25 protein-coding genes are annotated in these 22624 nt (G+C 61.7%); 12 read left to right on the top strand and 13 right to left on the bottom strand.

What is annotated here, in order from left to right; translation table 11 throughout:
* Nucleotides 1-213 precede the first annotated feature (213 nt).
* Nucleotides 214-771 (bottom strand): invasion associated locus B family protein, encoded by a 558-nt coding sequence (locus GVL52_RS13755; RefSeq protein ID WP_160007936.1) that lies wholly within the window; start codon nucleotides 769-771, stop codon nucleotides 214-216.
* Nucleotides 772-1103: 332 nt separating this feature from the next.
* On the opposite strand from GVL52_RS13755, the gene GVL52_RS13750 reads away from it, so the two are divergent.
* Both GVL52_RS13750 and GVL52_RS13745 read left to right on the top strand, forming a co-directional pair.
* The gene (locus GVL52_RS13750; RefSeq protein WP_160007934.1) at nucleotides 1104-1664 is read left to right on the top strand and encodes a sigma-70 family RNA polymerase sigma factor; all 561 of its coding nucleotides are present in this window, start codon (nucleotides 1104-1106) and stop codon (nucleotides 1662-1664) included.
* Between the two features lie 190 nt (nucleotides 1665-1854).
* A complete protein-coding gene (locus GVL52_RS13745; protein ID WP_160007932.1) occupies nucleotides 1855-3822 on the top strand; it encodes a translation factor GTPase family protein in 1968 nt (655 codons plus the stop codon).
* Nucleotides 3823-3839: 17 nt separating this feature from the next.
* Here GVL52_RS13745 and GVL52_RS13740 read toward each other — a convergent pair whose 3' ends face one another.
* Both GVL52_RS13740 and GVL52_RS13735 read right to left on the bottom strand, forming a co-directional pair.
* Nucleotides 3840-4229, bottom strand: coding sequence for a YkvA family protein (locus GVL52_RS13740; RefSeq protein WP_160007930.1), 390 nt, complete (start codon nucleotides 4227-4229; stop codon nucleotides 3840-3842).
* 52 nt (nucleotides 4230-4281) lie between these two features.
* Nucleotides 4282-4587, bottom strand: a complete 306-nt coding sequence (locus GVL52_RS13735) for a 4a-hydroxytetrahydrobiopterin dehydratase (RefSeq protein WP_160007928.1) — start codon at nucleotides 4585-4587, stop codon at nucleotides 4282-4284.
* Nucleotides 4588-4621: 34 nt separating this feature from the next.
* On the opposite strand from GVL52_RS13735, the gene GVL52_RS13730 reads away from it, so the two are divergent.
* The gene (locus GVL52_RS13730; RefSeq protein ID WP_160007926.1) at nucleotides 4622-5098 is read left to right on the top strand and encodes a low molecular weight protein-tyrosine-phosphatase; all 477 of its coding nucleotides are present in this window, start codon (nucleotides 4622-4624) and stop codon (nucleotides 5096-5098) included.
* Here the strand turns inward: GVL52_RS13730 and thpR are convergent.
* Complete coding sequence (gene thpR / locus GVL52_RS13725) at nucleotides 5029-5625, bottom strand: RNA 2',3'-cyclic phosphodiesterase (protein ID WP_160007924.1); 597 nt, start codon at nucleotides 5623-5625, stop codon at nucleotides 5029-5031. The two genes, GVL52_RS13730 and thpR, sit on opposite strands and share 70 nt — an antisense overlap.
* Before the next feature lie 68 nt (nucleotides 5626-5693).
* Nucleotides 5694-6338 carry an arylesterase gene (locus GVL52_RS13720; protein WP_160007922.1) on the bottom strand — a complete coding sequence of 215 codons (645 nt, stop codon included), beginning with the start codon at nucleotides 6336-6338 and terminating at the stop codon, nucleotides 5694-5696.
* A 53-nt stretch (nucleotides 6339-6391) separates the two neighbouring features.
* Between GVL52_RS13720 and GVL52_RS13715 the strand changes: the two genes are divergently transcribed.
* The 3 genes from GVL52_RS13715 to GVL52_RS13705 all read left to right on the top strand — a co-directional run bounded on the left by GVL52_RS13715 (nucleotide 6392) and on the right by GVL52_RS13705 (nucleotide 10580).
* Nucleotides 6392-7099 (top strand): ABC transporter ATP-binding protein, encoded by a 708-nt coding sequence (locus tag GVL52_RS13715; protein WP_160007920.1) that lies wholly within the window; start codon nucleotides 6392-6394, stop codon nucleotides 7097-7099.
* Nucleotides 7096-9639 (top strand): ABC transporter permease, encoded by a 2544-nt coding sequence (locus GVL52_RS13710; RefSeq protein ID WP_160007918.1) that lies wholly within the window; start codon nucleotides 7096-7098, stop codon nucleotides 9637-9639. The genes GVL52_RS13715 and GVL52_RS13710 overlap by 4 nt, the downstream gene beginning before the upstream one ends.
* 179 nt (nucleotides 9640-9818) lie before the next feature.
* On the top strand, nucleotides 9819-10580 hold the full coding sequence (locus tag GVL52_RS13705; RefSeq protein WP_160007916.1) for a Bax inhibitor-1/YccA family protein: 762 nt from the start codon (nucleotides 9819-9821) through the stop codon (nucleotides 10578-10580).
* Between the two features lie 172 nt (nucleotides 10581-10752).
* Here GVL52_RS13705 and soxR read toward each other — a convergent pair whose 3' ends face one another.
* The 4 genes from soxR to GVL52_RS13685 all read right to left on the bottom strand — a co-directional run bounded on the left by soxR (nucleotide 10753) and on the right by GVL52_RS13685 (nucleotide 13055).
* Nucleotides 10753-11193, bottom strand: coding sequence for a redox-sensitive transcriptional activator SoxR (gene soxR / locus GVL52_RS13700; RefSeq protein ID WP_160007914.1), 441 nt, complete (start codon nucleotides 11191-11193; stop codon nucleotides 10753-10755).
* Nucleotides 11194-11376: 183 nt separating this feature from the next.
* Nucleotides 11377-11832, bottom strand: coding sequence for a hypothetical protein (locus GVL52_RS13695; RefSeq protein ID WP_160007912.1), 456 nt, complete (start codon nucleotides 11830-11832; stop codon nucleotides 11377-11379).
* A 5-nt stretch (nucleotides 11833-11837) separates the two neighbouring features.
* On the bottom strand, nucleotides 11838-12482 hold the full coding sequence (locus tag GVL52_RS13690; RefSeq protein ID WP_160007910.1) for an HD family hydrolase: 645 nt from the start codon (nucleotides 12480-12482) through the stop codon (nucleotides 11838-11840).
* Between the two features lie 99 nt (nucleotides 12483-12581).
* Nucleotides 12582-13055: a hypothetical protein gene (locus GVL52_RS13685; RefSeq protein WP_160007908.1), complete on the bottom strand. Its 474-nt coding sequence runs from the start codon at nucleotides 13053-13055 to the stop codon at nucleotides 12582-12584.
* Nucleotides 13056-13519: 464 nt separating this feature from the next.
* On the opposite strand from GVL52_RS13685, the gene GVL52_RS13680 reads away from it, so the two are divergent.
* Complete coding sequence (locus GVL52_RS13680; protein ID WP_244619170.1) at nucleotides 13520-13690, top strand: hypothetical protein; 171 nt, start codon at nucleotides 13520-13522, stop codon at nucleotides 13688-13690.
* Between the two features lie 203 nt (nucleotides 13691-13893).
* Here the strand turns inward: GVL52_RS13680 and GVL52_RS13675 are convergent, their stop codons facing one another.
* Nucleotides 13894-14232: an Imm8 family immunity protein gene (locus GVL52_RS13675; protein WP_160007904.1), complete on the bottom strand. Its 339-nt coding sequence runs from the start codon at nucleotides 14230-14232 to the stop codon at nucleotides 13894-13896.
* 202 nt (nucleotides 14233-14434) lie between these two features.
* Here GVL52_RS13675 and GVL52_RS13670 point away from each other — a divergent pair, with 202 nt between their 5' ends.
* Nucleotides 14435-14992: a GNAT family N-acetyltransferase gene (locus GVL52_RS13670; protein ID WP_160007902.1), complete on the top strand. Its 558-nt coding sequence runs from the start codon at nucleotides 14435-14437 to the stop codon at nucleotides 14990-14992.
* Between the two features lie 57 nt (nucleotides 14993-15049).
* Here the strand turns inward: GVL52_RS13670 and GVL52_RS13665 are convergent, their stop codons facing one another.
* The 3 genes from GVL52_RS13665 to acnA all read right to left on the bottom strand — a co-directional run bounded on the left by GVL52_RS13665 (nucleotide 15050) and on the right by acnA (nucleotide 19481).
* Nucleotides 15050-15463 (bottom strand): DUF2794 domain-containing protein, encoded by a 414-nt coding sequence (locus GVL52_RS13665; RefSeq protein ID WP_160007900.1) that lies wholly within the window; start codon nucleotides 15461-15463, stop codon nucleotides 15050-15052.
* A 353-nt stretch (nucleotides 15464-15816) separates the two neighbouring features.
* Nucleotides 15817-16554, bottom strand: a complete 738-nt coding sequence (locus tag GVL52_RS13660) for a thioredoxin family protein (RefSeq protein ID WP_160007898.1) — start codon at nucleotides 16552-16554, stop codon at nucleotides 15817-15819.
* Between the two features lie 236 nt (nucleotides 16555-16790).
* A complete protein-coding gene (acnA, locus tag GVL52_RS13655; RefSeq protein WP_160007896.1) occupies nucleotides 16791-19481 on the bottom strand; it encodes an aconitate hydratase AcnA in 2691 nt (896 codons plus the stop codon).
* Between the two features lie 259 nt (nucleotides 19482-19740).
* Between acnA and ccmA the strand changes: the two genes are divergently transcribed.
* The 4 genes from ccmA (at nucleotide 19741) to ccmD (ending at nucleotide 22599) form a co-directional block, all read left to right on the top strand.
* Nucleotides 19741-20388, top strand: coding sequence for a heme ABC exporter ATP-binding protein CcmA (ccmA, locus tag GVL52_RS13650; protein ID WP_160007894.1), 648 nt, complete (start codon nucleotides 19741-19743; stop codon nucleotides 20386-20388).
* Nucleotides 20389-20953: 565 nt separating this feature from the next.
* Nucleotides 20954-21613, top strand: coding sequence for a heme exporter protein CcmB (ccmB, locus tag GVL52_RS13645; protein ID WP_160007892.1), 660 nt, complete (start codon nucleotides 20954-20956; stop codon nucleotides 21611-21613).
* Between the two features lie 47 nt (nucleotides 21614-21660).
* A complete protein-coding gene (locus GVL52_RS13640; protein ID WP_160007890.1) occupies nucleotides 21661-22422 on the top strand; it encodes a heme ABC transporter permease in 762 nt (253 codons plus the stop codon).
* Between the two features lie 3 nt (nucleotides 22423-22425).
* The gene (gene ccmD, locus GVL52_RS13635; protein WP_160007888.1) at nucleotides 22426-22599 is read left to right on the top strand and encodes a heme exporter protein CcmD; all 174 of its coding nucleotides are present in this window, start codon (nucleotides 22426-22428) and stop codon (nucleotides 22597-22599) included.
* Nucleotides 22600-22624 lie beyond the last annotated feature (25 nt).

Here is a 22624-nt window from a genome sequence, read left to right as displayed (position 1 = left end):
AATTCAACATGCAACGCTCCCGATCGTCAGGATGACTTGCGGACGCGAAGGGCATGAAGGCAGAAATTGAGTGCGGCGCATGACGGCAAAGCCGCGATCTGACCGCTGTTATCCGCGCCTTTAGCATCATTTTTGCCATCCGTCACTATAGATGGAAACGACAAAGGCCGGCGCAAGGCCGGCCTTCGAAATCATAGGGGTATCAGACCCTGCTTACTTGCAGCCTTCGATCTGCTTCAGCGAAGCGGAAATGCCGGCCAGCGAGTAGCTGTAGGATGTGGCGGTGCCCTTGCGCGACACGGCGTTGACGGTCATCGAGTGACCGCCCTTCATCGCGGCGACCAGTGCCGGCTCCTGCGCGGCGTTCTCGACCCAGCCGGCCTTGTCCTTGGTAAACATCACGAAGGTCTTGTTGTCGATCACGACATTGATCTTCGAGGCATCCTTGACGGTGTAGCCCATCATTGCCTGCGGCTCATACGAGATGTTCTGGCCGGGGCGCTGCGAGACGATGAAGAAGTTGTCGCCATGGTCGAGACCGGCAGGCTTCTTCTCGGTCGGCACCGACAGCACGTAGCAGACGGTGCTGGCGCCCTGCTTGTAGGAATAGGCGCCCCATGCCTGGAACTGCTGGATACGGGTCGGCGCGGAGGAAGCCGCTGCGGCCGGCTGCTGTGCTGCCGGGCCCGTGGGCTTCTTGGACTGAGCGGATGCAATGCCGGCGCCGGCGAGAACGAGGGAAAGGGCGAGTGCGATACTTTTTACAAACATGGATATTCCTGCCGGTTCTTGCGATTCGAGCCCGGGCGAGCGGGCGGCGCATAATCACGATCTGCTTTATTTTGACTTAACTCAGGTTACCAAAGCGTCAACGCAGACCGCGAGAAGTGCGTGCCTGTGCCATTTCCGCCCGGGTGTCAACGGTGAGCGCGGGGCCTCACTCCAGATGACGTGATCCGGAAATGATATGAAACCATCGCTCCTAAGGGATTTAAGACATAAAGATTCAGGCAAGAGTTTGACGTTTCCAGATTCCGTTGTACGTCATTAAGATATGGAAATCCGTTGAGGAATTAGTAGTGCCAGGGGGCCTTTGAACGGAAATGGATGCTGACGACAAACAGCGCTTCGCGGCCCTTGCCAGGGCTGTTGCGGAACGCCGCGATCAGCAGGCGTTCGCCATCCTGTTCGACTACTTCGCGCCGCGCCTCAAATCCTGGCTGCTGCGACAGAAAATGGCCTCAGGCGAGGCCGAAGAGCTTGTCCAGGAGGTCATGATCGTCCTCTGGCACAAGGCCGGCCTCTATGATTCGTCGCGCTCGTCGCTCTCCACCTGGCTCTTCCGCATCGCCCGCAATCGCCGCATCGACCTGCAGCGCCGCGCCCGCACCCGCATTCTCGACGAGGACGACCCGGCGCTGCAGCCCGTTGCCGAAATCGGCGCCGACGAGATGCTTGCCAACGACGATCGCGATGCACAAGTTCGTGAAGCGGTGAACCGGTTGCCGGAAGAACAGCGCGACATGCTGCGCGCCGCCTTCTTCCTCGGCCAGTCGCACTCCGAGATCGCCGAATCAACCGGCCTGCCGCTCGGCACCGTCAAATCCCGTATCCGGCTGGCCTTCGGCAAGCTGAAGAAGGTGCTCGAAGCGGAAAACGCCTGAGGCACGGCGCCCGATCCGCTCGCCCCTTCATCCCGCCGAAGCGTTCATCATTGCCGATCTTCCGTCGTATGCTTGCAACGAAGAGAAGAGTGGTGTCAGATGCCTTCATCCACAGATGGAGGTAATCGCATGCGCCGTCACATGTTCGAAGCCAATGGAGCCACTCCCGAAGCCATGAACATGTTGTGCGATGCGAACACTCAATCTTGGAATCCTGGCACATGTCGATGCCGGAAAAACTAGCCTAACCGAACGTCTGCTGTTTCACGCCGGGGTCATCAGGACGCTCGGCGGTGTCGATACCGGCGACACCCAGACCGACACGCTGCAATTGGAGCGTGAGCGCGGCATCACGATCAGATCTGCCGTCGCCTCCTTCAGCGCCGATGGCACGCGCATAAACCTGCTGGACACGCCCGGGCATCCCGATTTCATCGCCGAAGTCGAGCGCGTACTCGGCGTGCTGGATGGTGCCGTCCTCGTGGTCTCGGCCGTCGAAGGCGTTCAGGCGCAGACCCGCGTGCTGATGCGGGCGCTTGTCCGGCTGAAGGTGCCGACCATCATCTTCCTCAACAAGATAGACCGGCGCGGCGCCGACGACGAGAACGCGCTTGTCAATCTGCGCTCCCGCCTCACAGAGGCGATCGTGCCGATGGGACGCGTGATCGCACCGGGAACGCCGGAGGCGGCCTACCATGCTGGCACCTGGGCGGACCGCGATTTCCGCTCGACAGTGCTGCAGGCGCTCGCCGAACGTGATGACGACCTGATCGCCGCCTTTGCCGACGATCGCGACATACCAGCCGAAACACTTCGGCACCGCCTGGCGGAACAGACCGCCAAGGGACTGATATGCCCGGTCTTCTCAGGCTCGGCGATCACAGGCGCAGGTATCGCGGAACTGATGACAGGGATCGCAGCCTTCCTCCCCGCCACCGCGCCGGCGACCGATGCACCGGCCTCGGCGGCTGTCTTCAAGATAGAGCGCAACGGCGCTGGCGAAAAGGTGGCATTAGCGCGGGTGTTTTCCGGCGCCATCCGCGTTCGCGACCGCATCGCCGTTGCGGGCAAGGACAAGGACAGGGACAGGGACAGGGACAACCGCATCACCGATATCGAGGTGTTTGCCGAGGGGCGCGTCGAACGTCGCGATGTCGCCGAGGCAGGCGATATCGCCAGGATCAGGGGTCTGGCGGATATCAGGGTCGGCGACTGGATCGGCGAACGCTCCGCGGCGCCACAGCGGCAATTTGCACCGCCGATGCTGGAATCGGTGATCGTGCCGAACGATCCGGCAGCGGCGCCGTTGCTGTGGAAGGCACTGTCGCAACTGGCCGAGCAGGACCCGCTGATCAATCTGCGCCACGGCAACGATCAGCACGCCATCTCGGTCTCGCTCTATGGCGAGGTGCAGAAGGAGGTTATCGAGCATGCGCTGAAGGCCGACTATGGCCTCGATGTGCGCTTCCTCGAGACCTCGCCGATCTATGTCGAACGCATCATCGGAACCGGCAGCGCCGTCGAGCATGCGCCCGATCCGTTTCTGGCGACGATCGGCCTATCTGTCGAACCGGCCGAGAGCGACGGTCGCCATCTGTTACGCTCCGAGATCGATCCGGGGTCGGCGCCGCCGTTCGCCTTCAAGGCCATCGACGATGCGCTCGAGGACGCATTCAGGCAGGGCATCTACGGCTGGCAGGTGATCAACGCCGCAGTTTCCCTCACCGAGGTGACCCGGCTGCGGAAATGGACGACCAGCACCCCGGCCGATCATCGAAACCTGACGCCGCTGGTGCTGGCAACAGCCTTGCAGACTGCCGGGACAGAGGTCTGCGAACCAGTCGACCGGATCACCATCGACATGCCTGCCGCAGCATTGCCTCGCGTGCAAAGCCTGCTGATGCGCCTCGGCGCGTCGCTCGATCCGCCCGTGTTGCCGGAGGAGATGGCGGTGCTTTCCGGCACCATCGCTGCGATCAGCGTCCACGCCGTACAACGCGCCCTGCCGTCCTTGACGAGCGGGCTCGGCACCATGGAGATGGAATTCTCAGGCTATCGTGCGTTCATCGGCCCGCCGCCGGTGCGGCGGCGATCTGGGCCGAACCCGTTCTCACGAAACGAATATCTCGCGCAGCTGAAGGGAGCACGGCAGGCGTGACGCCTGCCCTGCTCAGACTAGACTGTCTTCATCCCGTCAGGCGCATCGTCCAGCGCCTTGTCGGCCGATTGATAGTGGTTTGGCCTGATATGCCGGCTGACCATCGCAAACGCCGCCGAGAACACCGCGATGTCATCGGAAAAGCCGATGCCGACAAAGACGTCGGGAATGATATCGACCGGCAGCACGAAATAGGCGAGCGCTGCGAGCAGCGTGCCCCGCACCTTCAGTGGCGTCTGCGGATCGAGCGCGCAGTAATAGGCAGCGACCACGTCGCGGGAGAACGGGATCTTGCGCGCCGCCTTGCGAAAGGTCGGCCAGAATTTCTGCCGCACTGTCTTCTCGCGCCGGTTCTGCGTGTCTTCATCGCCCGGCAGCAGGATTTCACCGTATTTGACGTCGTCCATTCCACTTGGCCCTTTCTGTCACGCAGGAATATGGGGGATCTCTCCCCCGGATTCAATCGATCCGGCGTGAAGCCGCCTTGTCCATCCGCGTCGCCAGCTTGAAATCCAGCTCCGTCAGCCCGCCCGCATCATGGGTGTTCAGCGTCACATCGACCTTGGAATAGACGTTGAACCACTCCGGGTGATGATCGAGCTTTTCCGCCGCCAGCGCTGCCTCGGTCATGAAGCCGAAGGCCTCGACGAAATTGGCAAACTTGTAGCTCTTGCTGATCGCCTTGCTGTCATCGCCAAGCGACCAGCCGGTGAGCTTGGCCAGTTCCTGATCGATTGCCTGGCGTTCCAGTTTCTCGCGTTTCATGACAATGTCCTCCTCTTTCCACCATGGGTCTCATATGAAACGCACCAGTATCCTGTTTGTTTGCATGGGCAATATATGCCGCTCTCCGCTGGCCGAAGGTATTTTCACGCATCTGGTCGAAGAGGCAGGCCTCAGGGATCGCTTCAGCATCGATTCGGCCGGCACCGGCAGCTGGCACCAGGGCGACCAGCCCGACCGCCGCTCGATCGCAACCGCCAGGCAACACGGGATCGACATCACCGCCCAGAAGGCGCGACGCGTTCGATCGGCTGATTTCGACGGTTTCGACCTGATCCTCGCCATGGACGGCAACAACGTCTCGGCGCTGCGGGCACTCGCCCCCGATGCGTACAACATCCACCTGTTCGGCGATCTGGCGCTCGGGAGCGGAGAAGACATCCCCGATCCCTACTATGGCGGCAATGACGGTTTCGAGGCCGTCTACGCCAGGCTCTTGGCCGGCTGCAGGAAGCTGTTGTCGACGCTTGGGGACGACGACAGGGCTTCGTGAAGCGGGAACACCTCTTCCGTCAGATACGGCCCGCCGCCGACCGAATCGCGCGAAGACAACAGCACGAAGCGCGGCACGGTGAAGGCCGACGTCTGGAAATTCCCCCGACCGGCCAGATACTGCACGACATCCTCGACACGCGATGATTTCAGCCGTGCCAGCGTTACATGCGGGGTAAACTTGCGTGGATCCGGCGGAAGACCGATCCTCTGGCAGATCCGCTCGACCTCGGCTTGCAGCGCAAACATTTCGGGCGTCTGTGTGACACCGGCCCAGACCGAATGCGGTTTCTTCGAACCGAAAGCGCCAATTCCGTCGAGCTTGATCTGGAATTCAGGCCGGTCGATGCGGTCGAGCCGGTCGACGATCTCGTCAGCCGTTCGTCCATCGACATCTCCGATGAAGCGGAGCGTGATGTGGTAATTCTCCACATCGATCCATCGGGCACCAGGCAGACCACCACGCAGCAATGAAAGGCTCATCGCCGCATTACGCGGAATTTCGAGGGCTGTAAAAAGTCTCGGCATAACGAGCACTCCCCGAATCTTTTGCAGGTGCTCACACGGAATCACGCATTGCTTATGTGCGCAAGTCCCTAATTCTTCACAGTCGAAAACGTTCCGACGAATTGCGTGATGTCAGGTTCCATCTTCTGAACCATCACATCCACCCCCCTGCTGTTCGGATGCATGCCGTCCTCAAGCTTCAGCGACGCATTGAGCACAACCCCGTCGAGAAAAAACGGATAGAGCGCAACCCCATGTTTTTTAGCGAGTTTCTCGTAGATCGGGTTGAACCGCGCGGCATAATCGGCGCCCATGTTCGGCGGCGCCACCATCCCGGCCAGAAACACCGCGATCCCGCGTTCCTTTAGCCGGGCAATCATCTGGTCGAGGTTTTTCTCGCTCTGCTCCGGCGCGATGCCCCGCAGCGCATCATTGGCGCCGAGCTCGAGGATCACCCCATCCGTGCCATCGGGAACAGACCAGTCGATGCGCGAAAGACCACCCGTGGTGGTGTCGCCGGAGACCCCGGCATTGGCCACCGTTACGTCCATTCCCCTGGCCTTCAGCGCCGCCTGCAGCTTCTCGGGAAAGCCGTCGCCAGGGGGCAACTGGTAGCCTGCCATCAGGCTGTCACCGAAGCCGACCAGCGTTATCGTCCTGGCATTTGCACCCACCGAAAACATCAGGGATGCAACAATGACAGCGATGTGAAGACCCGCAACTTTAAAACTCATTCCACTTTCCCTAGATTGGCAGCACGATCGGCTTTCATATAGGGCATTTACTGTTGGCAAAAACCATCATCGATTTGAAACAGGCCGATTTGACGCTCGGCAGCGCTGCCGCCTCCGTCCATGTGCTGAAGGGTATCGACCTTGAGATCGCGGCCGGCGAATCCGTCGGTATCGTCGGTCCCTCCGGCTCCGGCAAGTCGACCCTGCTGATGGTTCTGGCCGGCCTCGAGAAGCTCGACAGCGGCGAAATCAACATCGCCGACGCCCCTCTTCACACCATGACCGAAGACCAGGTCGCCGATTTCCGCGGCCGCAACATCGGCATCGTCTTCCAGTCCTTCCACCTGATCGCCAACATGACGGCGCTGGAAAACGTCGCCGTGCCGCTCGAACTCGCCAATGTGCCCAACCCCTTCGAGATCGCCCGCCGCGAACTGAAATCGGTCGGTCTCGGCGATCGTCTCAACCATTATCCCGGCCAACTCTCAGGCGGCGAGCAGCAGCGCGTGGCGATCGCCCGTGCACTTGCGCCTTCGCCGGCCTTGCTGATTGCCGACGAACCCACCGGCAATCTCGACACCGACACCGGCCGGCAGATCGCCGACCTGTTGTTCTCCAAGCAGACCGAGCGCGGCATGACGCTGCTGCTGGTCACCCACGACAATGCGCTTGCCAAGCGCTGCTCGCGCCAGATCCGCGTCCGCTCGGGCAGGATCGAGGATGACAGCGCTGCAATCGAAGCCAAAGCGGCGATTGCATGACGTTGATCACCCCGCGAATTTCGCTCGCCTTCCGTCTGGCCCTGCGCGAGCTGCGCGGCGGCCTGAAGGGTTTTTATATCTTCCTCGCCTGCATCGCGCTCGGCACCGGCGCCATTGCCGCCGTCAACTCCGTGTCGCAGTCGATCACCGACACAATCGCCACCCGTGGCCAGGAGATCCTCGCCGGCGATGTCCGCTTCGAGCTCAACAACCGCGAGGCAACCGCCCCGGAAAGGGACTTCCTCAACGCCTACGGCAGGGTTTCGGTCTCCACCGGCCTGCGCTCGATGGCCCGCAAGCCTGACGGCTCCGATCAGGCGCTGGTCGAGGTCAAGGCCGTCGATGACGCCTATCCCCTCTACGGCACCTTCGAGGCCGAGCCAGACTATCCGCTGCAGACGCTGGTGGCCGATCAGAACGGCACCTATGGCGCCGTCGTCGCCCCCCTGCTGCTCGATCGCCTGAACCTGAAGATCGGCGACGAACTGCTGCTCGGCAACGTCATCATCAACATCACAGGCACGGTGAAGACCGAGCCCGACGCCGTCTCCGAAGGCTTCGGCTTTGCCCCGCGCCTGCTGGTCAGCCGCAAGGCGCTTCAGGCCTCCGGCCTGATCCAGACCGGCAGCCTCGTCGAGCACGCCTACAAGATCCGCCTCAACAATCTGGCCGACATCCCCGCGATCCGCGACCGCGCTGCCAGGGATTTTCCCGCCGCCGGCTGGTCGATCCGCACCAGCGACCGCGCTGCGCCGTCGCTCACGGAAAACATCGAGCGCTTCTCGCAGTTCCTGACGCTGGTCGGCCTCACCGCGCTGATCGTCGGCGGTGTCGGCGTGGCGAACGCCGTTCGCGCCTTCCTCGATGCCAAGCGCACCACCATCGCCACCTTCAAGTGCCTCGGGGCGCCTGCATCCACCGTCGTGCTGATCTATCTCATCCAGATAAGCATCATCGCGCTGGCCGGCATTGCCATCGGCCTCGTCATCGGTGCCGCCGCCCCGATCCTCGCCGCCCAGTTCCTCGCCCAGTTCCTGCCGGTCTCCACGGCGCCGACGCTCTATCCGGTGGCGCTGTCGCTGGCGGTGCTGTTCGGTGTGCTGACGACGCTGGCCTTCGCCATCATGCCGCTCGGCCATGCCCGCGAAGTGCCGCCGACGGCGCTGTTCCGCGAGCAGGGTTTCGAGGCCCGCCGCCTGCCCTCCTGGCCGTATATCCTGCTCGCCGCGATCTTCCTCGCAGCCCTCGCCGGTCTCGCCATCCTCACCGCCCATGATCGCTTCATCGCCGTCGTCTTCATCGGCGCCATCGCCTTTGCCTTCGTCATCCTGCGCCTGGTCGCAGCCGGCATCGCCTGGCTGGCGAAACGCAGCCCCCGCGTCAACTCGCCGGCGCTGCGCCTTGCCATCGGCAACATCCACCGCCCCGGCGCGCTGACCCCCTCCGTCGTCCTCTCGCTCGGCCTTGGCTTGGCCCTCTTGGTGACGCTGACCCTGATCGACGGCAACATGCGCCAGCAGCTGACCGGCCGCATGGCAAACGGCGCGCCCAACTTCTTCTTCGTCGATATCCAGGGCTCCGAGGTCGAAGGCTTCCGCAATCTGGTGAAGACCGAGGCGCCGACAGGCAAGCTCGTCGAGGTGCCGATGCTGCGCGGCCGCATCCTCGCCTTCAACGGCGAGGATGTGACAAAACGCAAGGTACCGCCGGCCGGCCAATGGGTGCTGCGCGGCGACCGCGGCATAACCTACTCCGAAACCATGCCCGAAAACGCCGCCCTGACCGAGGGTACCTGGTGGCCGAAGGACTACAGCGGCGAACCGCTGGTTTCCTTTTCCGCCGAAGAGGCCGGTGAGCTTGGCCTGAAAGTCGGCGATACCGTCACCGTCAACGTGCTCGGCCGCAACATGAAGGCGAAGATCGCCAATTTCCGCAAGGTCCAGTGGGAAACGCTATCGATCAACTTCGTCATGGTGTTTTCGCCCAACACCTTCCGCGGCGCCCCGCACGCCTGGCTGGCGACGCTGACCGACCCGACGGCGACATCGGCCCAGGAGGCTGCCATCCTGAAGACGGTCACCAACACCTTCCCGACGATCACCAGCGTCCGCGTCAAGGATGCCATCGACATCGTCAACGCGCTGGTTTCCCAGCTGGCCACCGCCATCCGCGCGGCGGCCTCGGTGGCCCTCATCGCCTCGGTGCTGGTTCTGGCAGGCGCGCTCGCCGCCGGAAACCGCGCCCGGACCCATGATGCCGTGGTGCTGAAGACGCTCGGCGCCACCAGGCGGATGCTGATGCGCGCCTTCTGCTACGAGTACCTGATCCTCGGTCTCGCCACCGCGATCTTCGCGCTGCTCGCCGGTGGCGTCGCCGCCTGGTTCATCGTTGCCCGCATCATGAAGATCCCCTCGCACTTCCTGCCCGATGTCGCCGGCATGACGTTGGTGACGGCGCTGGTGCTGACCGTCGGCATCGGCCTGATCGGCACATGGCGCATTCTCGGGCAGAAGGCGGCACCCGTTTTGCGCGAACTCTGATTGGTAAGGTTGATAAAATTCCGCACCTTACGGCGATTTAACCCGCTGCCGGGTTGCAAGGCTCTTGTTTGCCGGGGCTGAAAGGCTCATATTATCCACAGGCATGCTGAAGCTCCGCAGCGGCGCCCGGGTCGAGAAACCCGACACCGTGTTCACATCGGAGCTGACAAGAGGAAACTATGGCTGACCTACGCAATTACCAGGGCCGCGTACAGACCGGCGAACTGATCGATCAGGGCCTTCGCAGCTACATGCTGAAGGTTTACAACCTGATGGGCATCGGTCTCGTCATCACCGGCATTGCCGCGTATCTGACCACGGCGCTGACCACCACCACCGATCAATCGCTCGCTGCCGGCCGCATGGGCAACACGCTGCTCACAAGCGCTGGCGTTGCAATCTACGATTCGCCGCTGCGCTGGGTCGTGATGCTCGCACCGCTGGGACTGGTGTTCTTCCTGAGCTACCGCATCAACAAGATGAGCGTCTCGGCCGCACAGACCACCTTTGCAGTCTATGCTGCGCTGATGGGCCTGTCGCTGTCGTCGATCCTGCTGGTTTACACCGGCCAGAGCGTCGCCCAGACCTTCTTCGTGACGGCTGCATCGTTCGGCGCCCTGTCGCTCTACGGCTACACCACCAAGCGTGATCTTTCCGCGATGGGTTCGTTCCTGATGATGGGTCTGTTCGGCCTGATCATCGCCTCGATCGTCAACATCTTCCTGGCATCGTCTGCCATGCAGTTCGCGATCTCGGCCATCGGCGTGCTGATCTTCGCAGGCCTCACCGCCTACGACACCCAGCGCATCAAGGAAATGTATCTCGAAAACGACGACGCCACCACGGCTGGCCGCAAGGCCATCATGGGCGCGCTGACCCTCTACCTCGATTTCATCAACCTGTTCATGTTCCTGCTGCAGTTCATGGGCAACCGCAAGTAATCAGGAACTGATCATTGAAAAGGCGACCTCCGGGTCGCCTTTTTTTGTCGAGATTCGACACGACCAGAACCGCCTGCGGCAGAGATGTTGCAGGCGGTTTTTCTTTTGCGGGAAGTCACGTGCAGCGTCGCAGAGCTGGGATGTCGTTGAACTCAATTTCCAGCCCATCGCATCACTTCCGCTCAGCGAGCAGTCGCCGGGCCCCCGGTCCTTCCGCTGCAAGCTTGTCACCCCAATTGACGAGCGCGCATTTATCAAGCGAGAGGCAGCCACAGCCGATACAATCGGACAATCCGTCTCGAAGTCTCTGAAGCTTCTCGATGCGTTCATTTAATTCCAGCGACCATTCCGCCGACAGCAAATCCCAGTCAGCACGCGACGGCTGCCCGGTGGGCAACCGCGCGAGTGCTCTTCCTATCACCGAGAGCGGCAATCCCAAATTTTGCGCCACGCGAATGACCGCAACGCGGCGCAAAACATCGCTGCTGTAACGACGCTGGTTGCCTGAAGTACGGTGACTGGAGATCAGCCCCTTCGTTTCATAGAAGTGCAATGCGGAAACAGCGATGCCTGCCCGCTTAGCAACCTCCCCTACAGTAAAATCCCGTGCCATCGCAAAACCCTCTTGACCTCAAGCAAGCTTGAGGTTGTACGAAAGTCAAGCAGACAGGTCTTATTTTCAGCCAGCGAGAGCGAAATTCGCCGATCGCCCGCAGTGGAGAAGTTTGTGATCGAATTTTTCAGATACTCGGCGCCGAGATATCCACGCGGGATAGTCTTGGCCGGTGCGGTGGCGCTACAACTCCTGTACGCCTGCATCGCAGCAGCTGTCTTCTGGCTCATGAGCGGCTATCTGCACAGACCCGGGGCTGTCCTGGGCCACTTGCTGACCTGCCTTGCTGGAGTATGCATGGGCTTTCATTTCATTGCTTTCAGCTGGCCCGTTTCGGATCGTACCGTTAGGCTTGCGGCGTACTGCGTTGTTATTTTTTCGGCCTTCTACTGGTTTGCGTCTTTCTCGCTCCCCGATCTTCTGCTGGCTCAGGGGTTCGCGGGGCTGGGCACCGGTGCACTTGTTGCCAACGTTTTTCGGCATTGGTTCTTGCGCCCCCCAATACTGCCTCGCAAACCATGAAAGGCGCAAGGAAACCGCCATTGGCGGCGCGCGCCGTAAGAAGCAGATATTCAGTTTCAGGCAGGAAGAATTCTTGCCTTCCTCCGGCGATTTCAGAACCTGCTGGTTCAGCTTCACACCTTTCAGGCGCCGGACGGTCCTGGTGCAAGAATCCCCTGCTCGATGGCGAGCGAAATCAGCCTTTCGCTGAGATCGCCCAGCGTCCTTGACGCCACGCCGATCGGCTGCATGCGACGGTCGACATCGGAGGAGGTGACGGTGTTGGTGATCCAGGTGCCGCCATCGGTGAAGAAATTGTGCAGCAGCGGCTGCAGGCGATCCATCGCATTGGCGAACCGGGCCTCGGCGGAGGCCTTCAGTTCGAATTCGTCCCAGAGCCCGCGGAACTCCCGTGCCTGGTCATCGGGCAACAGCGCGAAGATGCGGTCGGCAGCCTTCAGTTCGCGCTCGGCCTGGCTGCTGCGCGCAACGCTGTCGTAGGCAAACGTGTCGCCGGCATCGATCTCGACGATATCGTGAATGAGCAGCATCTTGAGAACGCGAAGCAGATCGACGGGCTCGCGGGAATGTTCGCAAAGCACCATGGCCATCAGGGAGATTTGCCATGTGTGCTCGGCGTCGTTCTCGACACGGGAGCGGTCCAGCAACGTCGTCCGGCGCAGGACGGTCTTCAACTTCTCGACCTCCAGGATGAATGCCAGCTGCTCCATCAGCCGGCGATTGCCAAGCAGGCTTTCCAGGTAATCCGCATTCATCTGTTCCGGCATATCCAGCCTCTCGCTCCATTGATCCTCACGCCCGCCATCACGTGCACACCCGCGCCCGCGCCCGGGCAACGCGGACATCGCCATCGCTCCCGAACCGACCTATTCATTATCGGCGAATTCGACGGATGAGATATCGACGGACCAGACGAAATCCCCGGGCAACGGCTTGCCCGGCAAGGTCTCCAGGCCGCGATATGGGTTGAGCGCCCAGCAACGAGCAAACACGGCGTGCGGCTCGATGATCTTGTCGCTGGTAAAATAGTCGGAATAGGTCTCGGTGCTGAAACCGGGGCGTTTGGCGATCAGCCGGAAGCGCACCACGTTGACCTGCCGGTCAGAACCATTGGACAGTTGCACGGAAACCGGCCGGGCCGGATCCACGCAGTCTTCGATCCCGCTGCTCGTCCCGGTCACCATGCTCGCCGCGTTCTGGCCATCGGATTGCCTGAGGTAGAGATAGAGCCCGACGACCGCGGCGAGGCAAACAACGGCGGCCAATGCGATCAAGGTGCGGCGGGGAAACAGGAAGAAGCAGACGAGAACGATCGGCACCGCGACTACCATGAAAACCATTTGGCCTGCTCCCTTTGGTTCATGAGCTAAAGCAGGCAGGGGCAAGAGGCAAGACTTGGCCGGAGCGAACGTGTTCTGCAGGCGCAATCAACGAGCGCGGATGGTCCGTTTAACGTGGCGTTTCAGCGTCGGTCTTCAGCCATGATCACGGCAGCCGCTACTCCGCGCCAGCCCAAGCGGCGGACCTTGAGCGCGGCTGCTGTCTGCGAGGGAACATGATTGATCGCCGCCGCTGTCGAACCGGTGGATCTTCCGCTCCGGGGCCTGAGCGGTCATTGCCGAACCCAACGACAAGGGCCAGGAACCACCACCTGCTATTACATATCAGCGTTGCATAGTGAGGCGTATGCGTTTGCGAAAAATAGGATCATAAGGCGCGTAGCCGATGCGCATGAGGGGTATTTATTATGGATTGGGTCCCGATAGTTTTCGTCACGTTCAAGATTCTCGCGTTGGGCACAGCCATGTTCTTCGCCATCAAGTGGCATTACGATCGAGGTGAGAAGGGCGACAGGCGAGCGGCACTGCGCACGGGCGGCAAGATGGCCGCAGTCTTCGTGCTGGTGCTCCTATGCGTGGCGCTTGTCACCTTCGTCGTGAGCAGGATGCTCGGTTTGGACCTGAGCTTCCCATGATGGCATCATTGATGCATCAAGCCCCGCAGGCGCTCCCAGATGCAATCTGGCCCCTCCCGTGATCGGGAGGGTTTCAGGTCGCACGCATGAGTTCAGCTGGACGGGAGAAAAGGGAGCCGCACGAGCGACATGAAGCCAACGTCTCCCAATGGCGCATTCCTGCCATGACGGCATTCGGCCCGAAGGTGACAAGTGAATACCATCTATAAACTTCTGTAGCGAAACTCCCACTCACCAATGCCATCAATTTTGAGCATCGTCGTCTCAGTGCCCTTGCCAATTTCGCCTGTACATTCTGCTCTAAGAAAATTGTCTAAGGCGTTGCGATCGAATCTGGGCATAAAGATCACATTGCGGCCGCTCGTCACCTCTGCGCCCCGTTCACGGGCGAACCATGATGGCGTACAGACCAAGACGGTAAAAGCGTCACTTCCACGATCGTCGCCAACGTAGAAGTCCATCCAATAACCGAAGTCTGTTAAATTGGCGGGGTGCCAGTCCTCGTCCTCGGTAATATAGAAACCTATGTACCCCCGAGTCATGCTGTACCTACCCTCATAAACAATACCGACCATTGATCGCATGGACTTCGTTTCAAATACAAGGACCGATCAGCTCTATGTCCGCAATTGCCGCAAAGCCGCCTCGCCGCATCTGATCCGGCGCGCACCTCGCTTTCCCCTTGCCAAATCTCCCATCACATGATTTTCAGCATCTACCGCCCTCCAGACATCGGCTGCCCGAATGCCCGTTCTCCTGCGTGATATCCTTGCCTCCGATCTCGACCGGATCACCGCGATCTATCGCGAATCGGTGCTGAATGGCGTCGCCAGCTACGAGATCGCCCCGCCGGACAGCGTCGAGATGGCGGCACGGCTCTCGGCCATAACCGACAAGGGCTACCCCTTTATCGCCGCCATCGGCGAGGACGGACGCCTGCTCGGCTATGCCTACGCATCGGCTTTCCGCACCCGGCCGGCCTATCGCTGGATGGTCGAGGACTCGATCTATCTGGCGCCGGAAGCGCGTGGCAAGGGGATCGGGAAACGGCTGCTGTCGGCACTGATCGACCGCTGCACGACGCTCGGCTTCCGCCAGATGGTGGCGGTGATCGGCGGCGCCCATCCGGCCTCGATTGCCTTGCATGCCGCACTCGGTTTCTACGAGATCGGCCGCATGACCGGCTCCGGCTTCAAGCACGGCGGCTGGCTGGACACGATGCTGATGCAGCGGCAACTCGGCGATGGCAACACCACCGATGCCGATCTGTTGCAATACCCCGGTACACTGTTCAAGGACTGACGCCTACATCAGCAAGCCGAGCCTGCGCGCCCGGCAAGGCTGCCTGTGGGCAACGCCTCATTTCTCCACCAGCTTCAGCTGCTTGTTGAACACCTTCAGAACCTGCTGCAGATCGTGGCCGCGTTTGAGGATTACCCCATGGGTGTTGACCACCGCGTAGGCGCCCTGCTTGGCGGCGAGCCTGGGGTTTTTCTCGATGCGGAAGAGCGGCATTTCGCCGGAGCGCTTGAAGACGGAAAACACCGCCAGGTCCTTCATGTGGTCGATCGCGTAGTCGCGCCACTCGCCCTCGCCGACCATCCGGCCGTAGATCCAGAGGATCGCATCGAGCTCTCGCCGGTGAAACGTCACCGGCAGCGGATCCTGGCTCTGCTTGTAGTCCTTGATATCCACGACGATGGCAGGGTCGCTGTCGGTAGCCCGACTGTCTCTGCGATTGTTCCCATGCCGTAAATCCGGCTGATCTGTCATCAGTCTCGAATGCCTCCGCTCATGACGCGCAGGTGACAGTTTGCCTCAGCATTCACAAATTGCAAGCGCCGGCTCGCGCGCATTAAGCATAGTGTGTGCAATCTCCGGCGCGCCGTATTTCAGTCAAAACAGCGCCTCAATTAAAAGTGAAATTCGCCAGCACTTGAGCGGCGCACCCCTGGAGGATTCGCTGACACCGATTTTTGCGCATCGTCTTCCGGCTTTTCGGGAGGAGATGCGACAGTTGGCGCTCGCGCGCCAAAGGGCCCGGCTGATCGTATCGACCTTAACCCCAGCCCCGAATACGATCGGTCGGGCCGCCCCGCTTCCACCTTAAACACAGGTGAAACCTTTCAGATATTCTTGCCGGCCATGACCACCGCGGCACCAAGGATCGCCGCCGGCGTTCCATCGGCCGTGGACGACTGCAGGAGAACCGCGCAGCCTTCGAGATCGGCCTTCTGCAGCAACGTCGCCGGCAGCGTCAGCCTTGTCTGCTTGCCGTCCCACATGCCGACCGTCTCGACGTCGGAAACGCTGTGCACATAGGCGATCTTCTGGCCGCTATTCTCGCCCTTTTCGACATCGATGGTCTTTTCGCGATCGAAATAGACCATCACCACATTCGCCTTGCCCTGGCCGGCAGCAACGGTGATCTCCAGCTGATCGCCCAGAACCTGCGCCTTGATCGGCACGATCAGGCCCTCGCCTTCGGTGAGAAAGCCATCGACCTTCTTCTCGATGCCGCCGAGATCCGATCCCATCACATGGTCACGGCCGTTGACGACGACCTGCGGCGTATAGACATTGGCGCGACCCATGGTGCGCGCATAGGCATACTGCCGCTCGGTGTTTTCCTTCGAGCTCAGCGTGTCGGCCCAGCCGAGATAGTTCCAGTAATCGACATGATAGGCGAGAGCGATGACATCGCCGCGTTCAACCAGCTTGCGAAATGCCGCATCCGCCGGCGGGCAGGACGAACAGCCCTGCGACGTGAACAGTTCGACCACGCCTTTCGGCGCCTCCTGGCCGAACGACGGACCCGCGAAAGCGATACCTGCAATCAGCGAAATCAAAAACCGCGGGGACATCCACCTCAACCTTTTTCCTCACCACCTGCAGCCGGACATGCCGGCACAGGCGCCTGCTCTTCAACCTAGAGATAATCGCTCCCGGTCCAAACGAAAAATCACGAACGGGTGAGACAATGCCTGCGCGGTCAACTGCCCAACACATCCCTGTGAGCATCGCCGGAAGCGCCGGCGCGCAAACAAAAACCGCCGGAAATTTCTCTCCGGCGGTCATTATCAGTGATAGCAGTTAAAAATCAGGCTGCGAGGTCGCGCAGAACCGTCTGCAGGATGCCGCCATTGTTGAGGTAGACCACCTCGTCGAGCGTATCGACGCGCGACAGCAACGGAACGTCCCGGACGGTGCCGTCGCCATAGGTGATCTTGGCGATCTTCTTCTCGCGCGGCTTGATATCGACCAGACCCTCGATGGTGACGATCTCGTCACCCTTGAGGCCGAGCGATGCCCAGGTCGTGCCTTCTTCGAAGACGAACGGCACGATGCCCATGCCGACCAGGTTCGAGCGGTGGATACGCTCGAACGACTGCGCGATCACGGCCTTGACGCCGAGCAGGTTGGTGCCCTTGGCAGCCCAGTCACGCGACGAGCCGTTGCCGTATTCGACACCGGCGAAGATGACCAGCGGAACGCCCTCTGCCTTGTACTGCATGGCCGCGTCGTAGATCGATTCCTCTTCCTTCGACGGGTAGTGGATGGTGTAGCCACCTTCCTTGCCGTTCGGGCCGAGCATGTGGTTGCGGATGCGGATGTTGGCGAATGTGCCGCGCATCATCACTTCATGGTTGCCGCGGCGCGTGCCGTACTGGTTGAAGTCGGCAACACCGACATTGTGCTCCAGCAGGTAGGCGCCGGCAGGCGACGCAGCCTTGATCGAACCGGCCGGAGAAATGTGGTCGGTGGTGATCTTGTCGCCGAACAGGCCGAGAACGCGGGCGCCCTTGATGTCGGAGATACCCGATCCGGCCTTGCCCATGCCCACGAAGTAGGGCGGGTTCTGCACGTAGGTCGAGTTGTCGTCCCAGGCATAGGTCTGGCCCGGAGGAACCTGAACCGCCTGCCAGTTGGCGTCACCCTTGAAGACGTCGGCATACTTGGTCTCATAGAGCTCACGCGTGACGTATTTCAGGATGAATTCCTGGATCTCGTGCGAGGTTGGCCAGATATCCTTGAGGAACACGGGATTGCCGTCCTGGTCTTCACCGAGCGGTTCCGATGTCAGGTCGATCTGCACCGAGCCGGCCAGCGCATAGGCCACCACCAGCGGCGGCGAAGCGAGGTAGTTCGCCTGCACGTCGGGCGACACGCGACCTTCGAAATTGCGGTTGCCGGAGAGAACGCCGGCGGCAATCAGGCCCTTGTCGTTGATGGTCTTGGAGATCGGTGCGGGCAGCGGGCCGGAATTGCCGATGCAGGTGGTGCAGCCGAAACCGACCAGATTGAAGCCGATCTTGTCGAGGTCGGTCTGCAGACCGGACTTGGCGAGGTATTCGGCAACGACCTGGGAACCAGGCGCCAGCGAGGTCTTCACCCAGGGCTTCGATGTCAGCCCCTTGGCGACCGCGTTGCGGGCGAGCAGGCCGGCAGCGATCAGCACCGATGGGTTGGAGGTGTTGGTGCAGGACGTGATGGCGGCAATCGCCACGTCGCCATGGCCGAGATCGTAGTCGGTGCCTTCGACCACATAGCGGTTCGACAGCTGGCCCGGCTTCTTGTAGTCGGCTTCCAGTGCCGCAGCAAAACCGGCAGCGATGCCTTCCAGCGGCACACGACCTTCAGGGCGCTTCGGGCCGGCCATGGCAGGCACGACGTCGCCGAGATCGAGTTCCAGCGTGTCGGTGAAAACGAGGTCGGAACCGTCGCTGTCACGCCACATGCCCTGCGCCTTCGAATAGGCTTCGACCAGCGCGATCCGGTCGGTGGTGCGGCCGGACATGGTGAGGTAGTTGATGGTTTCGCCGTCGACAGGGAAGAAGCCGCAGGTGGCGCCGTATTCCGGGCCCATGTTGCCGATCGTCGCGCGGTCGGCGAGCGACATGTTGTCGAGGCCGGCGCCGAAGAATTCGACGAACTTCGAGACAACGCCCTTCTTGCGCAGCATCTGCACGACCATCAGCACCAGGTCGGTTGCGGTGCAGCCTTCCTTGAGCTTGCCTGTGAGCTTGAAGCCGATGACTTCAGGCAGGAGCATCGAGACCGGCTGGCCGAGCATGGCCGCTTCCGCTTCGATACCGCCGACGCCCCAGCCGAGAACGCCGAGACCGTTGATCATCGTCGTGTGGCTGTCGGTGCCGACGCAGGTATCCGGATAAGCGATCGTCTCGCCGTCCTCTTCCTTGGTCCAGACCGTCTGGCCGAGATATTCGAGATTGACCTGGTGACAGATGCCCGTTCCCGGGGGAACAACGCGAAAATTCTTGAACGCCTGCTGGCCCCACTTCAGGAAGCGGTAACGCTCGCCGTTGCGCTCGTATTCGAGCTCGACGTTGCGGGCAAGCGCCGTCGGCGTGCCGAATTCGTCAACGATAACCGAGTGGTCGATGACCAGATCGACGGGAACCAGCGGATTGATCTTCTCGGGATCGCCACCGAGCGACACCATCGCATCACGCATCGCGGCCAGATCGACGACGGCGGGAACGCCGGTGAAGTCCTGCATCAGCACGCGCGCCGGGCGATAGGCGATTTCGTTTTCGACAGTGCCCTTGTTGTTGAGCCATTCGGCAACGCCGAGAATATGCTCCTTGGTCACCGACTGGCCGTCTTCGAAGCGCAGCAGGTTCTCGAGCAGAACCTTCATCGAGTAGGGAAGCTTCGAAACGCCGGCAAGACCGTTGGCCTCAGCCTTGGGAAGGCTGAAATAGACATAGTCCTTGCCATCGACGGTGAGCGTGGACCGACAATTGAAACTGTCAAGAGATTTAGACACGAGAGACCCCGTTTCTGATAGCGAACACAATTGTGCGGACGCCTATGCACGTGATGCACATCAGGATGCGGGTACGGCCATTTCCGCTGTCCGCACATGAAGTTGGACCTCATGTTCGGCGCTAGGATGAAATTCACGCCGACCGCTGGCGTGGTTGCAGGTCTTATAGATAATTTCTCAGAAAGGTGCCAGAGAGGGGATGACCCATTTCTGAATTTTTTGCATTGCGATGACTGAAAACTTAAACCGCGGATATTCCATGCATGTCGAAGCCACCAATCTCTCGGCGCGCCGGGGCGAAGACCTGATTTTCGAGGGCGTGTCGTTTCGTCTGGAATCCGGCGAAGCACTGGTTTTGACAGGTAAAAATGGATCGGGAAAGTCAACTTTACTGCGCGTCCTGGCCGGTCTGCTGCAGCCCGAAAAGGGCATTGTGGCGGTGAGTGATTCGCACGGGAAAGCCGAGCGCAACCTTGGCGAGATCAGCCACTATCTCGGCCACCGCAATGCGATGAAAAGCGAATTGACGGTCGCCGAAAACCTCATCTTCTGGCGCGATTTCCTCGGCGATATCGACGGTGTTTCCAGCTTTTCGGTCGAGGATGCCGCCGAGGCCGTCGGCCTGCCCGGCATCGCCCACCTCCCCTTCGGCTATCTCTCCGCCGGCCAGCAGCGCCGCTTCGCCTTCGCCAAGCTGCTGATCGCCCACCGCCCCGTCTGGCTCCTCGACGAGCCGACGGCAGCACTCGATACCAGCGCCGACGCATTGTTCGCCGGGCTGATCGAGGCGCACCGAAAGGCCGGCGGCATCGTCATCGCCGCGACGCACCAGCCGCTCGGGCTGGCGGATGCGCGGGAATTGAAGATGACCGGGTTTTCAGGCGTGGATATCGGGGTGTGGGGATGATGGATATGTCCGCAGCAATGGCCCCTCCCCAACCCCTCCCCACAAGGGGGAGGGACTTCCTTGGCGCAACCGCTAATCACGATCGAAACAGGTCAACTGCCGCATGGGTCGTTTTTCGGCACCGGATATTGCCGCAGCTGAGTCCCTCCCCCTTGTGGGGAGGGGTTGGGGAGGGGTCTGCTACCGTGCACGTGCATGACAATAAGCGCCGGCCTTGTGCCGGCCCGGCCCCCCTCTGCCCTGCCGGACATCTCCCCCACGGGTGGAGAGATCGGCTGGGCGCTGCCGCTCGACACTTGCCGATCTCCCCCCTTGCGGGGGAGATGTCCGGCAGGACAGAGAGGGGTAACGCGGGCGCAGGGCTGGTTGAAATTGCACCTGCCGCGCCCCCTCATCCGACCCTTCGGGCCACCTTCTCCCCGCCGGGGCGAAGGGGAGATCGCCGCAACGCCGCCACGAGTCCCTTCTCCCCCACGGGGAGAAGATGCCGGCAGGCAGATGAGGGGGGTATCTCTGGCACCAAGGCCAGGAAAAGCGCCGCCACCCCGAACACAGAGCGTGCCGCATGACCGCCCTCCTCCTGCGCGACATCAAGCTCTCGATCCGCGCCGGCGGCGGTGCGCTGATCGGCGTGCTGTTCTTCCTGACCGTCGTCGCCGTCATCCCCTTCGGCGTCGGGCCCGATCTCGCCTTGCTCGCCCGCATCGGTCCGGCCATCGTCTGGATCGGCGCGCTGCTGGCAGCGCTGCTTGGCCTCGACCGGCTGTTCCAGGCCGAACGCGACGATGGCGCGCTGGACCTGATGCTGATGCAGGAAACGCCGCTCGTCCTCACCGTTCTGACCAAGTGTCTCGCCCACTGGATCGCCACCAGCCTGCCACTGGTGATCGCCTCGCCGCTGCTCGGCCTGTTCATGAACATGAGCGAGACGGCGATCGGCGCCACCATGCTGACGCTGCTGGTCGGCACACCGGCCATCACCTTCATCGGCGCGGTCGGCGCAGCCGTTGCGGTGGCGCTGCCGCGCGGCGGCCTGCTGGTCTCGATCCTCGTCCTGCCGCTGACCATCCCGGTGCTGATCTTCGGCGTCAGCGCCACCTATTCGGCCGTCCAGGGACCCGCGCCCTTCCTGCCGCCCTTCCTGATCCTGATCGCGCTGACCCTGTTCTTCGCCGTCATCGGCCCTGCCGCAGCAGCGCTGGCGCTGCGCAACACATCGGATTGATCACCGGCTCGATTGCCCCAAACGGCAGATCGCGCTAAGGAAAACCCATGAGTGAAACCAGCCTGTCCATCACCAAATTCAGCGATCTCGCCAACCCGACGCGGTTCCTGGCGCTCGCCGCCCGCCTCATTCCGTGGATGGCCGGCATCACCGCCCTCTGTTTTATCGTCGGGCTGTATCTCAGCTTCACCACCGAGAGCGACTACCAGCAGGGCGAAACCGTCCGCATCATGTATATCCATGTGCCATCAGCCTGGCTGTCGATGATGGGCTATACGATCATGAGCCTGTCGGCGATCGGCACGCTGGTCTGGCGCCATCCGCTGGCCGACGTCTCGGCCAAGGCCGCCGCACCGCTGGGTGCCGCCTTCACCCTGATCGCGCTGGTCACCGGCTCGATGTGGGGCAAGCCGATGTGGGGCACCTGGTGGGTCTGGGATGCGCGGCTCACCTCCGTCTTCATCCTGTTCCTGATGTATCTCGGCCTGATCGCGCTCAACCGCGCCATCGACGACGCCTCGAAAGCCGCCCGCCTCAGCGCCGTCCTCATCCTCGTCGGCTTCGTCAACATCCCGATCATCAAGTTCTCCGTCGACTGGTGGAACACGCTGCATCAGTCGGCCAGCGTCCTGCGCCTCGACGGCCCGGCGATCGACCCGGAATTTCTGCGCCCGCTGCTGGTGATGGCGATTGCCTTCACCATGCTGTTCCTGACGCTGCATGTGATGGCCATCCGCAACGAGATCTGGCGCCGCCGCATCGCCGCCCAGCGCCGGCTGGCTGCCCGCCTTGCCAGCCGCGAGGCATAAGAGATGACCCAGTCCTACGCCTTCTACGTCTACGGCTCCTACGCCTTCGCCGGCCTCGTCACCGTCGCCATCACCCTCTGGACCTGGCTCGACGGCCGCGCCCGCCGCAGGGAAATGGCCGTGCTCGAAGCCTCCGGCATTCGCCGCCGCTCGGCCCGCACTAGGCAAACGTCGTGACCGGCGCGCCCGAGACGTCGGCATC

The sequence above is a fragment of the Rhizobium sp. 18055 genome (assembly GCF_902706285.1).
Classification (GTDB): Bacteria; Pseudomonadota; Alphaproteobacteria; order Rhizobiales; family Rhizobiaceae; genus Rhizobium.
The sequence above is the reverse complement of the archived record's forward strand: the minus strand, read 5'-3'. Positions and strand labels throughout refer to the sequence as shown.

Excerpts from the sequence above, each read along its gene's own strand:
- GVL52_RS13690 (WP_160007910.1), bottom strand. The coding sequence starts at position 12,482 with ATGCCGGAACAGATGAATGCGGATTACCTGGAAAGCCTGCTTGGCAAT.
- GVL52_RS13720 (WP_160007922.1), bottom strand. The coding sequence starts at position 6,338 with ATGAGTTTTAAAGTTGCGGGTCTTCACATCGCTGTCATTGTTGCATCC.
- GVL52_RS13665 (WP_160007900.1), bottom strand. The coding sequence starts at position 15,463 with ATGACAGATCAGCCGGATTTACGGCATGGGAACAATCGCAGAGACAGT.
- GVL52_RS13750 (WP_160007934.1), top strand. The coding sequence starts at position 1,104 with ATGGATGCTGACGACAAACAGCGCTTCGCGGCCCTTGCCAGGGCTGTT.
- ccmA (WP_160007894.1), top strand. The coding sequence starts at position 19,741 with ATGCATGTCGAAGCCACCAATCTCTCGGCGCGCCGGGGCGAAGACCTG.
- GVL52_RS13660 (WP_160007898.1), bottom strand. The coding sequence starts at position 16,554 with ATGTCCCCGCGGTTTTTGATTTCGCTGATTGCAGGTATCGCTTTCGCG.
- GVL52_RS13685 (WP_160007908.1), bottom strand. The coding sequence starts at position 13,055 with ATGGTTTTCATGGTAGTCGCGGTGCCGATCGTTCTCGTCTGCTTCTTC.
- ccmD (WP_160007888.1), top strand. The coding sequence starts at position 22,426 with ATGACCCAGTCCTACGCCTTCTACGTCTACGGCTCCTACGCCTTCGCC.
- GVL52_RS13730 (WP_160007926.1), top strand. The coding sequence starts at position 4,622 with ATGAAACGCACCAGTATCCTGTTTGTTTGCATGGGCAATATATGCCGC.
- soxR (WP_160007914.1), bottom strand. The coding sequence starts at position 11,193 with ATGGCACGGGATTTTACTGTAGGGGAGGTTGCTAAGCGGGCAGGCATC.
- GVL52_RS13710 (WP_160007918.1), top strand. The coding sequence starts at position 7,096 with ATGACGTTGATCACCCCGCGAATTTCGCTCGCCTTCCGTCTGGCCCTG.
- GVL52_RS13670 (WP_160007902.1), top strand. The coding sequence starts at position 14,435 with ATGCCCGTTCTCCTGCGTGATATCCTTGCCTCCGATCTCGACCGGATC.
- GVL52_RS13740 (WP_160007930.1), bottom strand. The coding sequence starts at position 4,229 with ATGGACGACGTCAAATACGGTGAAATCCTGCTGCCGGGCGATGAAGAC.
- GVL52_RS13735 (WP_160007928.1), bottom strand. The coding sequence starts at position 4,587 with ATGAAACGCGAGAAACTGGAACGCCAGGCAATCGATCAGGAACTGGCC.
- GVL52_RS13680 (WP_244619170.1), top strand. The coding sequence starts at position 13,520 with ATGTTCTTCGCCATCAAGTGGCATTACGATCGAGGTGAGAAGGGCGAC.
- GVL52_RS13705 (WP_160007916.1), top strand. The coding sequence starts at position 9,819 with ATGGCTGACCTACGCAATTACCAGGGCCGCGTACAGACCGGCGAACTG.
- GVL52_RS13755 (WP_160007936.1), bottom strand. The coding sequence starts at position 771 with ATGTTTGTAAAAAGTATCGCACTCGCCCTTTCCCTCGTTCTCGCCGGC.
- GVL52_RS13640 (WP_160007890.1), top strand. The coding sequence starts at position 21,661 with ATGAGTGAAACCAGCCTGTCCATCACCAAATTCAGCGATCTCGCCAAC.
- GVL52_RS13675 (WP_160007904.1), bottom strand. The coding sequence starts at position 14,232 with ATGACTCGGGGGTACATAGGTTTCTATATTACCGAGGACGAGGACTGG.
- thpR (WP_160007924.1), bottom strand. The coding sequence starts at position 5,625 with ATGCCGAGACTTTTTACAGCCCTCGAAATTCCGCGTAATGCGGCGATG.
- ccmB (WP_160007892.1), top strand. The coding sequence starts at position 20,954 with ATGACCGCCCTCCTCCTGCGCGACATCAAGCTCTCGATCCGCGCCGGC.
- GVL52_RS13745 (WP_160007932.1), top strand. The coding sequence starts at position 1,855 with ATGCGAACACTCAATCTTGGAATCCTGGCACATGTCGATGCCGGAAAA.